Origin of the sequence: Streptomyces sp. NPDC007856 (assembly GCF_042868225.1) — a bacterium.
Taxonomy (GTDB): Bacteria; Actinomycetota; Actinomycetes; order Streptomycetales; family Streptomycetaceae; genus Streptomyces.
In genome coordinates this window covers 402617-416898 of record NZ_JBIAEC010000002.1, presented here as the reverse complement: position 1 = coordinate 416898, position 14282 = coordinate 402617, and the positions used below count along the sequence as shown (strand labels likewise).

General features: G+C 69.7%; 15 protein-coding genes. 7 read left to right on the top strand and 8 right to left on the bottom strand.

Annotated elements, in window-relative coordinates; translation table 11 throughout:
• Position 1: 1 nt before the first annotated feature.
• From ACFYOH_RS06310 to panB, 3 genes are all read right to left on the bottom strand, one after another.
• Positions 2-832, bottom strand: coding sequence for an ABC transporter permease (locus tag ACFYOH_RS06310; RefSeq protein ID WP_388621733.1), 831 nt, complete (start codon positions 830-832; stop codon positions 2-4).
• Positions 829-1854 carry an ATP-binding cassette domain-containing protein gene (locus ACFYOH_RS06305; RefSeq protein WP_388621731.1) on the bottom strand — a complete coding sequence of 342 codons (1026 nt, stop codon included), beginning with the start codon at positions 1852-1854 and terminating at the stop codon, positions 829-831. The genes ACFYOH_RS06310 and ACFYOH_RS06305 overlap by 4 nt, the downstream gene beginning before the upstream one ends.
• Before the next feature lie 209 nt (positions 1855-2063).
• Positions 2064-2930, bottom strand: a complete 867-nt coding sequence (panB, locus tag ACFYOH_RS06300) for a 3-methyl-2-oxobutanoate hydroxymethyltransferase (protein ID WP_388621729.1) — start codon at positions 2928-2930, stop codon at positions 2064-2066.
• Positions 2931-3127: 197 nt separating this feature from the next.
• Between panB and ACFYOH_RS06295 the strand changes: the two genes are divergently transcribed.
• The 4 genes from ACFYOH_RS06295 (at position 3128) to ACFYOH_RS06280 (ending at position 8003) form a co-directional block, all read left to right on the top strand.
• Entirely contained in the window at positions 3128-4714 is a 1587-nt protein-coding gene (locus ACFYOH_RS06295) for an MFS transporter (RefSeq protein ID WP_388621725.1), read from the top strand.
• 94 nt (positions 4715-4808) lie between these two features.
• Entirely contained in the window at positions 4809-5438 is a 630-nt protein-coding gene (locus ACFYOH_RS06290; RefSeq protein WP_388621724.1) for a TetR/AcrR family transcriptional regulator, read from the top strand.
• A gap of 187 nt (positions 5439-5625) precedes the next feature.
• Complete coding sequence (locus ACFYOH_RS06285; protein WP_388621722.1) at positions 5626-6675, top strand: endonuclease/exonuclease/phosphatase family protein; 1050 nt, start codon at positions 5626-5628, stop codon at positions 6673-6675.
• Positions 6676-6779: 104 nt separating this feature from the next.
• A complete protein-coding gene (locus ACFYOH_RS06280; RefSeq protein ID WP_388621720.1) occupies positions 6780-8003 on the top strand; it encodes an MFS transporter in 1224 nt (407 codons plus the stop codon).
• Positions 8004-8242: 239 nt separating this feature from the next.
• Here the strand turns inward: ACFYOH_RS06280 and ACFYOH_RS06275 are convergent, their stop codons facing one another.
• Positions 8243-8599, bottom strand: coding sequence for an ATP-binding protein (locus ACFYOH_RS06275; RefSeq protein WP_388621718.1), 357 nt, complete (start codon positions 8597-8599; stop codon positions 8243-8245).
• Positions 8596-8820, bottom strand: coding sequence for a hypothetical protein (locus tag ACFYOH_RS06270; RefSeq protein WP_388621716.1), 225 nt, complete (start codon positions 8818-8820; stop codon positions 8596-8598). Before ACFYOH_RS06270 ends, ACFYOH_RS06275 begins: the two co-directional genes overlap by 4 nt.
• Positions 8821-8932: 112 nt before the next feature.
• Between ACFYOH_RS06270 and ACFYOH_RS06265 the strand changes: the two genes are divergently transcribed.
• Positions 8933-9796: a helix-turn-helix transcriptional regulator gene (locus tag ACFYOH_RS06265; protein ID WP_388621714.1), complete on the top strand. Its 864-nt coding sequence runs from the start codon at positions 8933-8935 to the stop codon at positions 9794-9796.
• Positions 9768-10049: a DUF397 domain-containing protein gene (locus tag ACFYOH_RS06260; RefSeq protein WP_388621712.1), complete on the top strand. Its 282-nt coding sequence runs from the start codon at positions 9768-9770 to the stop codon at positions 10047-10049. The genes ACFYOH_RS06265 and ACFYOH_RS06260 overlap by 29 nt, the downstream gene beginning before the upstream one ends.
• Before the next feature lie 67 nt (positions 10050-10116).
• On the opposite strand, the gene ACFYOH_RS06255 is transcribed toward ACFYOH_RS06260, so the two are convergent.
• The 3 genes from ACFYOH_RS06255 to ACFYOH_RS06245 form a co-directional block, all read right to left on the bottom strand.
• A complete protein-coding gene (locus tag ACFYOH_RS06255; RefSeq protein ID WP_388622326.1) occupies positions 10117-12018 on the bottom strand; it encodes a protease pro-enzyme activation domain-containing protein in 1902 nt (633 codons plus the stop codon).
• Between the two features lie 292 nt (positions 12019-12310).
• On the bottom strand, positions 12311-12946 hold the full coding sequence (locus ACFYOH_RS06250; RefSeq protein ID WP_388621710.1) for a DUF305 domain-containing protein: 636 nt from the start codon (positions 12944-12946) through the stop codon (positions 12311-12313).
• A complete protein-coding gene (locus tag ACFYOH_RS06245) occupies positions 12946-13623 on the bottom strand; it encodes a DUF3105 domain-containing protein (protein ID WP_388621708.1) in 678 nt (225 codons plus the stop codon). Before ACFYOH_RS06245 ends, ACFYOH_RS06250 begins: the two co-directional genes overlap by 1 nt.
• Before the next feature lie 152 nt (positions 13624-13775).
• Between ACFYOH_RS06245 and ACFYOH_RS06240 the strand changes: the two genes are divergently transcribed.
• Positions 13776-14228 (top strand): RrF2 family transcriptional regulator, encoded by a 453-nt coding sequence (locus tag ACFYOH_RS06240; protein ID WP_388621706.1) that lies wholly within the window; start codon positions 13776-13778, stop codon positions 14226-14228.
• The last annotated feature ends 54 nt before the right edge of the window (positions 14229-14282 follow it).

The following is a 14282-nucleotide window of genomic DNA, read 5'->3' as shown; positions in this document are numbered from 1 at the left end:
CTCAGGTCTTGGTGCGGAACTTGTGGATCGCGACCGGCCCCATGACCGCCGTGATCGCCACCGACCAGGCCACGGTCACCCACAGGTCGTGCGTCACCGGGCCGCCGATCATCAGACCGCGGGCCGCGTCCGCGAGCGTGGACAGCGGGTTGTAGTCGGTGAAGTGCTGCAGCCAGCCCGGCATCGACTTCGTCGGCGCGAAGATCGACGAGCCGAACTGCAGCGGGAACAGCACCAGGAAGCCCATCGCCTGCACGGACTGCGCGTTCTTCAGGATCACGCCGAGGGTGAGGAACACCCACATGATCGAGGAGGCGAACAGCGCGGACAGTCCGACGGCCGCGAACAGGCCGGCCCAGTGGTGGATGTGGAAGCCGACCAGCACGGCGACGACCATCAGGACGGCCGTGGCGAACAGCATTCGGATCAGCTCGACGGCGATCTTCGCGAACAGCACGGACCCGCGCCCGATCGGCAGCGACCGGAAGCGGTCCATGACGCCGCTGTTGAAGTCCTGGCTGAACCCGGTGCCGACGCCCTGGGACAGCGTCATGCTCATCATGGCGATCATGCCCGGGATGACGTACTGCACGTACTGGCCCTGGCCGCCGCCGAGCGCCTGCCCGATGGACCCGCCGAAGACGTACACGAACAGCAGGGTGAAGACGACCGGCATCAGCAGCGCGTCGAACATCGACTCCGGGTCCTGGCGGATCCAGAGCAGATTGCGGCGGATGAGGGCGCCGGTGTGCCGCAGATGTCCGCGCAGCGGGATCCGGACGTCGGCGGTGGCGGTGGCGGTGGCGGTGATCGTAGGGGCGGCGGCGCTCATACGGCGACCTCCTCGCGGGAGTCGGCGGGCGTGGTGTCCTGGGGGGCACTGGCACGGTGGCCGGTGAGGGACAGGAACACCTCGTCCAGGCTGGGCAGTTCGGTGGTGATGGCGGAGATCGTGATGCCGCGCGCGGTGACGGCACCGACCACGGCGGTCAGCTGCTCGTCGCTGAGGATCGGCACCAGCAGGGTCCCGGCCTCGGTGTCCACGGTGGTGGTCGCGAGCCCGGTGATGCCCAGTTCGTCCAGCATGGCGGCGAGCGGGCGCAGTTGCTGCGGGTCGACGGGCCGGACGCGGAGGGTACGGCCGCCGACGCGGGCCTTCAGCTCCTCGATCCCGCCCGTGGCGATGACCTTGCCGCGGTCGACCACGGTCAGCTCGGAGGCGAGCTGCTCGGCCTCCTCCATGTACTGGGTGGTCAGCAGCACGGTGACGCCGTCGCCGACCATCGCCTTCACCTCGTCCCACACCTCGTTGCGGGTGCGGGGGTCGAGTCCGGTGGTCGGCTCGTCGAGGTAGAGGACGGCCGGGCGCCCGATCATCGAGGCGGCGAGATCGAGTCGCCGCCGCATACCGCCGGAGTACGTGCTCGCCGGCCGCCTGGCCGCCTCCGTGAGGGAGAACCGCTCCAGCAGCTCGTCGGCACGGGCGCGGGCGTCCTTGCGGGACAGGTCCAGCAGCCGGCCGATCATGTACAGGTTCTCCCAGCCGGGGAGCTTCTCGTCGACGGAGGCGTACTGGCCGGTGAGCCCTATGACCCGGCGCAACTGGCGGGGCTGCCGTACGACGTCGTAGCCGGCCACGGTGGCCTGGCCGGCGTCCGGGGTGATCAGGGTGGACAGGATCCGTACGAGGGTGGTCTTGCCGGCGCCGTTCGGACCGAGCACGCCCATCACGGTGCCCTCGCGCACGTCCAGGTCGACACCGTCCAGCGCCTTGGTCTCGCCGTAGTGCTTGACCAGTCCCCGTACCGTCACTGCGTGGCTCGCGCCGACGGGGTTTTCATGGATTCGCGTCATGCGGAAGACGGTGCCAGGGGCCACCGACAAACCACCGACAGGCCGCCGACAGCCACCGACAACTCACCGACGACCACCGCAACCATCAATTGAGGAACCACGACGGCGAGCAACCACCTCTCCGAGAGCGGCGCCGGTTCAGGCGCAAAAAGGGCAGCCCCGCTGACGGGGGAAGATCAGCGGGGCTGCCGGGGTGTTGCCGCGATGGCTCAGTGGACGGAGTGTTCCTCCAGCGGGAACGCCCCGGAGACGACCTCCTCGGCGAACGTCTTCACCGCGTCGCCCATGACCTCACGCAGGTCGGCGTACTTCTTGACGAACTTCGGCACCCGGCCGGGGGTCAGGCCCAGCATGTCCGTCCAGACCAGGACCTGCGCGTCCGTCTCGGGCCCGGCGCCGATCCCGACCGTCGGGATGTGCAGCACGCGCGTCACCTCGGCCGCCAGCTCCGCCGGGACCAGTTCCAGGACGACGGCGAAGGCGCCGGCGTCCTGCACGGCCTTCGCGTCGCGCAGCAGCTGCTGTGCCGCCTCCTCGCCCCGCCCCTGCACGCGGTAGCCCATCGCGTTGACGGACTGCGGGGTCAGCCCGATGTGCGCCATGACCGGGATGCCGGACTCGACCAGCAGCCGGATCTGCTCGTGCGACCGCTCGCCGCCCTCCAGCTTGACCGCGCCGACCCCGGCCTCCTTCACCAGCCGGGTCGCCGAGCGCAGCGCCTGCACCGGGCCCTCCTGGTAGGAGCCGAAGGGGAGGTCGCCCACGATCAGGGCGCGCTGCGTGCCGCGTACCACGGCCGCCGACAGCATGGTCATCTCGTCGAGGGTGACGGGCACGGTCGTCTCGTACCCGAGGTGGCAGTTGCCCGCCGAGTCGCCGACCAGGAGCACCGGGATCCCGGCCTCGTCGAAGACGGACGCGGTCATCGCGTCGTAGGCGGTGAGCATGGGCCACTTCTCGCCCCGCTCCTTGGCGAGGGCGATGTCGCGGACGGTGATGCGGCGAGTGCCCTTCCCCCCGTACAGCGTCTTGCTGCCGTCGGAGGGCTTGTTCTGGGCAGCCGAAAGCTGCGTCATGGCAACGGCTCCTTCAGTCATCTCGAGGCGCCCTGACGGCGTCCCCGGATCGCCTCCATGGTGGCACCTCGTGCCAGTCAGGGCCAGGGGGACCGCCTGTGATCCACAACCGTGGCTGAGACCGAGCTGTGTAAGGCCTTGGTAAAGGACTAAGATACGAGACCGTTCCGTATCGAAATGGTCGTAGGCTCGAACACATGACAAGTCCCGTCCCTGCCTCCCGGATACCGGAAGCGGTGCACCGGCGCCGCTGGGCGATCCTCGGCGTGCTGATGCTGAGCCTGCTGATCGTGGTGCTCGACAACTCGATCCTGAACGTCGCCATCAAGACCATCTCCAGCCCCGCGCCGACCGGCCTCGGCGCCTCCCAGGGGCAGATCGAGTGGGCGATCAACGCCTACACCCTCGTCTTCGCCGGCCTGCTGTTCACCGCGGGCCTCATCGGCGACCGCCTCGGCCGCAAGAAGGTGCTGCTCGGCGGCATCGCCGTGTTCGGCATCGGCTCCGCCCTGGCCGCCGAGTCCGGCTCGCCGGGCCAGCTGATCGCCTTCCGCGCCCTGATGGCCCTCGGTGCCGCCTTCGTCATGCCCGCCACCCTCGCCGTCCTGATGAACGTCTTCGAGCGCGAGGAGCAGCCCAGGGCCATCGGCATCTGGGCCGGCGGCGTCGGCCTCGCCATCGCCATCGGGCCGATCACCGGCGGCGCGCTCCTCGACCACTTCTGGTGGGGCTCGGTCTTCTTCGTCAACGTGCCGATCGTGATCGTCGCGCTGATCCTGATGACCTGGCTGGTGCCCGACTCCCGCGACCCCAAGCCCGGCCGCCTCGACCCCGTCGGCGTCGTCCTGTCCGTCGTCGGCCTGGTCCTGCTGGTCTACGGCATCATCAAGGGCGGCGAACTCGCCGACTTCACCGACGCCAAGGTGCTGGCGACCATCGTCGCCGGTCTCGCCGTCCTGACCGGGTTCGTCATCTTCGAGAAGCGCAGCGACCACCCGTCGCTCGACGTCACCTACTTCAAGAACAAGGTCTTCTCGGCCGCCATGAGCGCCATCGCGCTGGTCTTCTTCGCGCTGATGGGCGTCACGTTCTTCGGTGTCTTCTACACCCAGAGCGTGCGCGGCTACTCGCCGCTGGAGTCCGGTGTGCTGATGCTGCCGCTCGCCTGCTCCCAGCTGATCTTCGCGCCGCGCGCGCGGCTGCTGGTCGACCGGTTCGGCAACAAGGCCACCACCACCGCCGGCCTGGTGCTGATCGCCGCCACGCTGGCCGCGTTCGCCACGTTCCAGGCCGACACCCCGATCTGGATCCTGGAGGTCGTCTTCTTCCTCATGGGCACCGGCATGGCGCACATCATGACGCCGACCTCGGTCGTCATCATGCAGGCGCTGCCGCGCGAGAAGGCGGGCTCCGCCTCCGCGCTCAGCAACACCTTCCGCCAGGTCGGCGGCGCGCTCGGCATCGCCGTACTCGGCTCGGTGCTCGCCACGTCCTACCGGAACGGCATCGAGGGCAAGCTCGGCATGCTGCCGCCCGCCCTGCGCGACAAGGCGGCCGAGTCCATCGAGGCCACCCTCGGCATCGCCGGCAAGCTCGGCCTGCGGGGCAAGGCCCTGGTCACCCCGGCCGACGACGCGTTCCTGCACGCCATGCACGTCACCGCCCTGTGCGGAGTGGGTGTCGCGCTGATCGGCGCCATGGTGACGGCCCTGTTCCTGCCCGGCAAGCCGCCCGCCGCTCAAGCGGGCGAACGGGAGGCGGAGTTGGTCGCGGCCGCGGACTGACGCGGACCGACCGGCCACGGTTCAGACCGGGATTCCACGGGGGAGGGCGGTGGCTGCGGGACAATTCCCTCAGCAGACTGAGAGGACGGACGACGTGAGCCTTGCCGAGAGCCGGCCGCGACCGGACGGGCCCGTGCGGGGACGCCCCCGCAGCGAGGCCCTGGAACGGACCATTCTGGAAAGCGTGATGAAGCTCCTGGAGGACGGCGTACCGCTCGCCGAACTCTCCATGGAACGCGTCGCGCGCACGGCCGGGGTCGGCAAGGCCACCATCTACCGCCGCTGGAGCGGCAAGGAGGAACTGTTCGTCGACGTCGTACGGGCCGCCGAACCCCCCGACCCCGAACTCCCCGGCATCTCCCTGCGGGACGACCTCGTCGTGCTGCTGGAGTCCATGCGCCAGCGCGGACTCGTGCACCGCTCCTCGGCGCTCCTGCACAACGTCTACGCGCAGATGAAGCACAGCCCGAAGGTCTGGTCGGCGTACCAGGCCAGTGTCATCGCGCCGCGCCGCGAACTCGGGATGGAGGTGCTGCGCCGGGGCCGGGAGAACGGCGAACTGCGGCCGGACGTCGACCTGGACCTGGCCAACGACCTGTTCGTCGGCCCCATGCTCGTACGCACCGTCCTGCGCCCCGAGGGCGACCTGCCCGAGGGCCTGGCGGAACACATCGTCGACACGGTCCTGGAAGGCCTACGGCCCGTCAGCTCGACAGCCTCGTAGCACTTATGTGCGCGTTTCGTCACAAACCCCTGGTGCCCCGGGGGTAACGGAACTCCCTGTCCCGCTTCCTTCGTCCTCGTCTTCCGTACGGCCGTCATGGGACGGCGGGAGCGGAGCCGATCATCCCCTAGGGTCGGAAGAACACGGGGGAACGACGGTGTGCACGGCAGGCAGTGAGGCAGACGGTATGGCGCAGCAGGCGTACATGACGGAGACGGACAACGGCGGCTCGGGGCCCGAGCGACCCGGATCCCGGCTTCGGCGCCTGCTGCACCGCCTGCTCGCCGGCTGGCGCGGCGACCCACGCATCTGGCGCCGGGGCATCGTCCTCGCGGTCCTCGCCCTCCTGCTCGCCCTGGTGATGCTGCTGCACTCGCGCATCCCGAACCGGGTGGGCAACCTCGGCAGCCTCACCGAGACGTTTCTGCCGTGGCTGGGCCTCGCCATCCCGGTGCTGCTGCTCCTCGGGCTGCTGCGGAGGTCGGCGACCGCGCTGATCGCCGTACTCCTTCCGGCGATCGTGTGGCTGAACCTCTTCGGCGGGCTGCTCACCGACAAGACCGGTTCGGGCGGCGACCTGATGGTGGCGACCCACAACGTCAACGCCGAGAACCCCGACCCCGCCGGGACCGCCCGCGAGGTGGCCGCCTCCGGCGCCGACGTCCTCGCCCTGGAGGAGGTCCCGGGGACGGCCGTGTCCACCTACGAGAAGGCGCTCGCGCCGACCTTCAAGTACCACGGGGTCGAGGGCACGGTCGGCCTGTGGAGCAAGTACCCGATGAGCGATGTGCGGGCGGTGGACATCAAGCTCGGCTGGAAGCGCGCGATGCGGGCCACCGTCGCCACCCCGCAGGGCCCCGTCGCCGTGTACGTCGCCCACATGCCCTCGGTGCGGGTGAAGGTGAAGGCCGGGTTCACCGCCCGGGAGCGCGACAAGAGCGCCGACGCGCTCGGCGAGGCCATCGCCGACGAGCCGCTGAAGCGGGTGGTGCTGCTCGGCGACCTGAACGGCACGATGAACGACCGTTCGCTCAACGCCGTCACCTCCCAGATGCGCTCCACGCAGGGCGCGGCGGGCAGCGGCTTCGGGTTCAGCTGGCCGGCGGCGTTCCCGATGGCGCGGATCGACCAGATCATGGTCAGGGGTGTCGAACCGGAGAGCTCCTGGACCCTGCCGCGCACCGGCAGCGACCATCTGCCGGTGGCTGCGCGTGTGAAGCTGGACACGTCGTCGTAACCCGCTGGAATACTGGGCCTGAGAGGCTTTGTTCCGTAGCTGAACATATGCTGTGACGGAACTCCGCTCTCGTTGACTCTCACGTTGAAAGGCACAGGCCCTTCATGCCCCTGGCCCTGCTCGCTCTGGCCGTCGGCGCTTTCGGCATAGGTACGACCGAGTTCGTGATGATGGGCCTGCTGCCCGACGTCGCGGACGACCTGCACATCTCGATCCCCACCGCCGGGCACCTGGTGTCGGCGTACGCGCTGGGCGTGGTGATCGGCGCCCCGCTGCTGGCCGCGCTCACGGCCCGCATGTCCCGCCGCACGGTGCTGATCGCCCTGATGGCGCTGTTCGTCGCGGGCAACGCGCTCTCGGCGTGCGCCCCCGGCAACGACTCGCTGCTGGCCGCCCGCTTCCTCAGTGGCCTGCCGCACGGTGCCTTCTTCGGCGTAGGAGCGGTCGTCGCCACGACCATGGTCCCGCCGGAGCGCAAGGCCCGCTCGGTCTCCCTGATGTTCCTCGGCCTGACCGTCGCCAACATCGCGGGCGTGCCGGTGGCCACGCTGATGGGCCAGCACCTGGGCTGGCGGGCCACCTTCCTGGGCGTGAGCGCGATCGGCCTGGCGGCGATCGCGTCGCTGGCGCTGCTGATCCCGCATGACCGGGGGCAGGCCGCCTCGTCGACGGGCCTGCGCGGCGAGTTGGCCGCGCTCAGGTCCGTGCCGGTCTGGCTGGCACTGGGTACGACGGTGGCGGGCTTCGGCGCGCTCTTCGCGGCGTACAGCTACGTGACCCCGATGCTGACGGAGTCGGCCGGGTTCGCGGAGGGCAGCGTGACGCTGCTCCTGGCCCTGTTCGGGGTGGGCGCCACGGCGGGCAACCTGCTGGGCGGCCGCCTGGCGGACCACTCGCTGCGGGGGACGCTGTTCGGCGGGCTGGTGTCACTGGGGGTCGTGCTGCTGCTGTTCCCGGTGCTGATGCGGGCGGAGTGGAGCGCGGCGCTGGTGGTGACGCTGCTGGGTATGGCGGCGTTCATCACGGGTTCGCCGCTTCAGCTGATGGTGATGGAGAAGGCTTCGGCGGCCCCGTCCCTGGCATCCTCCGCCAACCAGGCGGCCTTCAACCTGGCCAACGCCGGCGGTGCCTGGATCGGCGGCCTGGCGCTCGCGGCGGGCTTCGGTACGACGTCCCCGGCGCTGGCCGGCGCGATGCTGGCGGTGCTGGGGCTGGGCGTGGCCGGCGTGGCGTACGCGGTGGACCGCCGCCGCGGGACTCCGTCGGTGGGGCGGGAGAGGGTGGTTGCCGCCCACTTGCCGGAGGAGTCGGGGGTGTTGCACCACTGACCTCGTTTGCCCACCCGCCCACCCGACTCGGTCGGCCGGGAGGCGAGCGACGGGTCGGCTGCCGCCGGGCCAGGCTTGCCAGTTGCCGTTGGGCCGCTCGCTTCTCGGTGATTGTCGGGCTTCCGTGAGGTCAGTCAAGGGTGGCCCGGAGGGTCATCGGCGAAGCCGACGCGTAGCGCCCTTGACGCACCTCGCGGAAGCACGACACTGGCCAAGAAGCGGGCGGCCCCACGGCAACTTCATAGCTCGCACCAGACCGTCTTCCTGTCCGCCCACTGCTCCACGCCCCACCGCTCGGCGAGCGCGTCGAGAAGAGCCAACCCCCGCCCTGACTCCTCCGCCTCCGTGGCGGACAGCAGGACAGGCAGGGCACCCGGCGCGGGGTCGGTCACCTCGATGCGGGTACGGCCGTGATCCGCCGCCGTACCGATGACGCGTACGGTCACCGGTGTGCCCTCGCCCAGGTGGTCGATGACGTTCGTCAGCAACTCCGTCGCGCACAGCCGGATGTCGTAGCTGTGCTCACGGAGTCGGTGCCGCAGCTCCGGCGCGGCCTTCGGCGTGGCGAGCAGGCGGAGTTCGAGCACCGTCCTCACCGGCCCGCCGTCTTCCTGAGCGCGGCGGCCAGCGCCCGCGCCGTGGCCGTGTTGCAGTTTCCGAGCGTGACGAGTCCGGCGGGGGGCGTGTACGTACTCGCGAAACTCGGCAGATCCACGCGGAGGGACGGGAGCGTGATGCCGTGCAGGGCTAGGGCCGAGCGGAGTTCCTCCACGCAGAGGGTGACGTCGTAGGCGGTGGGGGAGCGGTGGTCGGGCATGGACTCCTGCGCCCTTCTGTGCGGTGTGTGACGAACTCCTCACAGACTGTCCCTCTGCTGGCTACCGTAAAAGTGGTTTCGCGTTCGCGACCGGCGCAGCGAAAGGTGAGCGATGGCACGGCGCAAGGACATCGACGGCTCGATGAGCGTCCCGACCTTCTACGGCGCGGAGTTGCGCTGGAAGAGGGAGGCGGCGGGCCTGTCGCTGGAGGCGTTCCTCGAAGGCAGCTTCTACGGCAAGACCTACCTCAGCGACATCGAGCGCGGCGAGCGGAGGATGCCGCTCGACCTGGCCCGGCATGCGGACCGGGTCCTGAAGACCGACGGCTTCTTCGAGCGGCATTGCGAGGATGTGCGGAAGGCGCGGCGAGGGCCCCATGCCGCGTACTTCGAGAAGGTCCTGGAGGCCGAGAAGTACGCGGAATCCATTGAGGAATGGTGCCCCATCACCTTTCCTGGGCTGCTCCAGACGGCGCCGTATGCACGAGCGCTGGTCCGGTCGGCCCACCCGGCGACCTCCGACGAGTGGGTCGAGGAGAAGGTGACCGCCTGGCTCGCTCGTGCCCGCCTCTTCGAGGAGGACCACTCCACCCCGGAGTACTGGGCGATCCTGCACGAGTCGCTGATCACGGACCCGGTCCTTCCATCGCTGGAGACGGCCGAGCAGTTGGACCGGGTCGTGGAATTGGCCGAGCGGCGCCGGATCACACCGCAAATCGTCCTGCGGACGTGCGGTGCGTATCCCCTGATGGCCGCCTCCATCAAGGTCATGACGTTTCCGGACGCGCCGCCGCTGCTCTACGTCGAGGCGTCGTACAGCGGGGACACCATCGACGATCCGGCCCTCGTGAAGCAGTACCGCAAGGCATACGATCGGCTCAGGGCCGTCGCGCTGTCACCAGACACGTCCCTCGCCATGATCAAGGCAGCGGCAGAGGATTACCGAAATGGCAAGCAACCGGATCGACTTGAGTGACGCTCTCTGGTTCAAGAGCAGCTACAGCAATGGTGACGGCGGGGATTGCGTCGAGATCGCGAGCGACTTCCCCGGTGCCGCCCTCTGGCGAAAGTCGAGCCACAGCAACGGTGACGGCGGCACCTGTGTCGAAGTAGCCGACAACATTCCTGGCCTAGTCCCCGTCCGCGACTCCAAGACCCCCAGCGGCCCGGTCCTCTTCCTTCCCCCCACCGCCTGGGCCCCCTTCATCACCGCCCTGAAGTCCACGTAACGCAAAGGGGGCGTGAGGTCCTCAGGACCCCACGCCCCCCGCCCCTCAGCGGAGCGTCAGCGCTGTGTCAGTGCCTCTTGTACGACTGCACGTACCCGTTCGCCGGCGAGCCGACGCCCGTCACGTCGTCGTAGCCCTTGACCGCCGACAGGGAGCTGTCCTTGCCGAGGCTGCGGGCCGAGTAGAGCAGGCCGCCCGACGCGTCGAAGCCGTTGGCGAAGTCCACGCGGGCGACCGCCAGGCCGGAGCCGGTCGGGTTGTCCGTGACGTCGTGGAAGACGCCCTTGTCGTACTTGGCGTAGATCGTCGGGTTGGCGAAGCCGATCGCCTTGCCGCCGCGCGCCTCCTGGGCCAGAGCCTGGACCGCCGCGATGACCGGAGCGGCGAGCGAGGTGCCGCCGATGCGGTACTCGTTGTACTGCTGCGATCCGTCCGGGAAGGTCTGGGTCTGGCCGACCAGGAAGCCGGTGTTCGGGTCGGCGATGGCCGCGATGTCCGGGACGACGCGGTTGCCGTCGGCGCTGTTGGCCTTGGCGAGCGAGTCCGGGACGACGCCCTTCTGGTAGTACGGCTCGGCGACCGTCTTGCTGGTGCCGCCGCCCGCGCCCGAGGTGAAGGCGCCGGGGAAGTTGGTCCAGCTCTTGCCGTCGGCCGACAGGGTCGCCTTCTCGGTGCCCCAGCCGGTCTCCCACTCGTACGTGTCACCCTTGCCCACGGCCAGGGACGTACCGCCGACCGCCGTCACCCAGGCGGAGTTGGCGGGGGTGTCGACCTGCTTCGTGCCGGTGTGGGCGACCTCGTCGCCGTTGTCACCGGAGGAGAAGTAGAAGCCGATGCCCTGCACCGCGCCCAGCTGGAAGACCTGGTCGTAGGCGGCCGCGAGGTCCGGGGTCTGGTTGGCCTCGATGTCGCCCCAGGAGTTGGAGACGATGTCGGCCAGGTGGTTGTCCACGACCTTGCTGAGCGAGTCCAGCAGGTCGTCGTCGTAGCAGGAGGCCGCACCGACGTACGTGACGTCGGCGTCCGGAGCCACCGCGTGCACGGCCTCGACGTCGAGGGTCTCCTCGCCGTACCAGCCGGCCGCGCCGCACTCCTTGGTCTTGGTGTAGTTCTTCGGCAGCGCCTGGTGCAGCTGGCTGGTCTTCCAGGCCGCGTCACCGTGCTTGACCGCGTACGTGCCCGCGTCGTAGGCGATCGTCGGGGACGCGTAGGCGTCCGTGATCGCGACGCGGACGCCCTTGCCGGTGTAGTCGCCCGCGCCGTAGGCGGCGCGCAGCTGCTTGCCGGTGTAGCCCTTGATCGCGTACGGGATCTTGCCGCCGTACGCGTCCGGGAGGGTCGTCGCGATGTTCGAGCCGAAGTACGAGGAGAACGGCCCGGAGTTCTTGAACACGGCGTCCGGCGGCGGGAGCTGGTCGTCGTGGTTGGCCTTGTGTGGGGCATTGTCCAGGCCGGTGACGGTCAGGACGGTGCCCTTGAGGCCCTCCGGCACGGTTGCCGTCTGCGCCGGGGCGCGGTAAGTCGCCGAGCCCTTGGTGTAGTTGTGCAGCTGGGTGCCGAACGCCTTCTCGGCGGCGGCCACGTCACCGGAGACGGCGACGTAGTGCTGGGTGACCTCGGTGACCTTCAGGCCGGCCGACGTCAGCCAGGACTTGACGGCGGCCACCTGGGCCTTGGTGGCCCCGAAGGCGGCCTGCGCCTTCTTGGCGCTCAGGTACTTGCCGTAGAGCGGCGAGCTGGGGTCGGACACGGCCTTGGCGTAGCCGGCGAGGCCCGCCGCGTTCTTGCCGGCCAGGTAGACCCGGGCGTTCACCTGGGCGCTGTTCGAGGTCGCGCCCTTGTCCGCCTTGGCCGTGGCCCACAGCGGCTTGGTGCCCTTCAGTGCCTCACGAGCGGGGCTGTCCGCAGCGTGTGCCGCGGGTATGCCCAGCGCCAGCGCGCCTGCGACCATGGGCAGTGTCGCTGCCATGCTCATGGCGCGCAGCTTGGCGCGGTTGGATCTCATAGAACCCCCTGCGATGCGGTTCGCATGCATGTAGTGGTCGATACGTCATGCATCCGCGTGCCGGCCCGCGGCGGTTCGGCCAGCCGTATGGATCACACGATGGGGGTCACTCTTTCGATGAACCGTTCATGCCAGGGGAACGGAATGGTCAAGAGAAGCTCAAGTAACCGTCAGGTAGGGCGATTTGTGGCTTTTATCCTTACGGGCGGATTACGAAACGGCTTGCCCGCTGTTCACGAGCGCGGTTCGGCTCCGTTCACGAACGCGGTTTGGCGCCCCGCTCCTTGAGCATCTGGGCCATCACCTGGAGCTCGGACTGCTGCGCGTCGACCATGCCCTGCGCGAGCCGCTTCTCCACGCCGACGGTGCACTTGGCGACACAGCCCTCGGCCATGTGGATCCCGCCCTTGTGGTGGTCCGTCATCAGCTGGAGGTAGAGGATCTCGGCCTGCTCGCCGTTCAGCGACTGGAGCTTCCTCAGCTCCGTGTTCGTCGCCATGCCCGGCATCAGCGAGCCGTCCCCGCGCTCGGGCATGTCGCCCATGCCCATCCAGGCCATGGGCGGTTTCGGCGACACCTTCGGCAGCTCCCACAGGTCCAGCCAGCCGAGCAGCATGCCGCGCTGGTTGGCCTGTGTCTGCGCGATGTCGTAGGCGAGCCGCCGCACTTCCGTGTTCTTCGTGCGGTCCCGGACGATGTACGACATCTCGACGGCCTGCTGGTGGTGGACCGCCATGTCCCGGGCGAAACCGGCGTCCGCCGATTCGGCGGTCGGCGTCCGCACGGCCGAACCGCCGCTCGTGTCCTCGGCGACCGCGTAGGTGATCGCGCCGGCCGCCACGAGCGCCGCCGCCGCGGCCCCGGCGATCCAGCCCACGTGCCGGCGCTTCACTACATCGCCCCGCTGGTGCAGGCGGCGCCCGGCTCGGGGGTCTGCTTGCCCTGGACGTAGGTGGCGAAGAACTTGTCCACCTCGGGGTCGCCGGCGCTCTTGACGGTCACCTGGTGGCCCCAGGCCGACAGGATCAGCGGCGCCGCCTGGTCCTCGTACGGGCTCATCAGCGAGTACGGCGTCTTCTTCACCTTCGCCGCCAGCGCGTCGACGTCGGCCTTGCTCGCCTTGCTGGTGTACGTCACCCAGACCGCGCCGTGCTCCAGCGAGTGCACGGCGTTCTCGTCCTGCAGCGGCTTGGTGTAGACGGTGCCGTCACAGGTCGCCCAGACCGGGTTGTGGTTGCCGCCGACCGGGGGGTGCATCGGGTACGACACCTTGGTCTGCACGTGCGTCCGCGCCAGCTTGCCGGACCAGACCTGCACGCCGTCCTTGTCCGTGGTCCACTGCCCGGAGTCACCGGAACTCCCGGCGGCCTTGGAGTCGCTCGCCGTGTCCTTCTTCTTCCCGGACTGGGAGTTCACGAGGACGACACCGCCGACCACGAGGCCGGCGACGACCACCACGCTCGCGGCGATGGTCAGCACGCGGTTGCGGCGCTCGCGCGCACGCTCGGCACGGCGCATCTCCTCGATGCGCGCCTTGCGCGCCGCGCTGCTGTTCTTGGCGGAACCCATGAGGTGTCCTTTGGGGGAAAGGGCCGGCAACGGGAAGGGTGGGGCCCGCTGATCGTAGTGGGGAAGGGGGCGACTTCCGAAGGCAGGGCGCGGCAAAGGAGGCGGCCGAGCAATAATTTGAACCGTGGATGCGCATTACCTAGGCTTGTGATATGCGGCTTCTGCGCTCCACCGACCTGGCCCTGCGCGTCCTGATGCGACTGGCCGTGGCCGCCGAGGCCACGCCCACCACCCGCCAGGTCGCGGCGGACATGGACGTGCCCTACACGCACGCCGCGAAGGTCGTCGCCGAACTCCAGCACCTGGGCCTCGTCGACGCCCGGCGCGGCCGGGGCGGTGGCCTCGCCCTCACCGCCAAGGGCCGTTCCGCCTCGGTCGGCGCGGTGGTGCGCACCTTCGAGGGTGAGGGCGACGTGGTCGACTGCGAGGGTACGGCGGGTACGGCCCCGTGCCCGCTGAACTCCGCCTGCCGCCTGCGCGGTGCGCTGCGCAGGGCCCAGGAGGCGTTCTACGCGGCGCTGGACCCGGTCACGATCGACGAACTCGTCACCGACCCGACGGGCCCGCTGCTGCTGGGCATCTCCCGGGGGCCGCGGGGCGGTTGACGCCGGTGGCCGAAAGTCGACGCGCTGGAAGGCCTGGGGATATCGCCGGTGAAC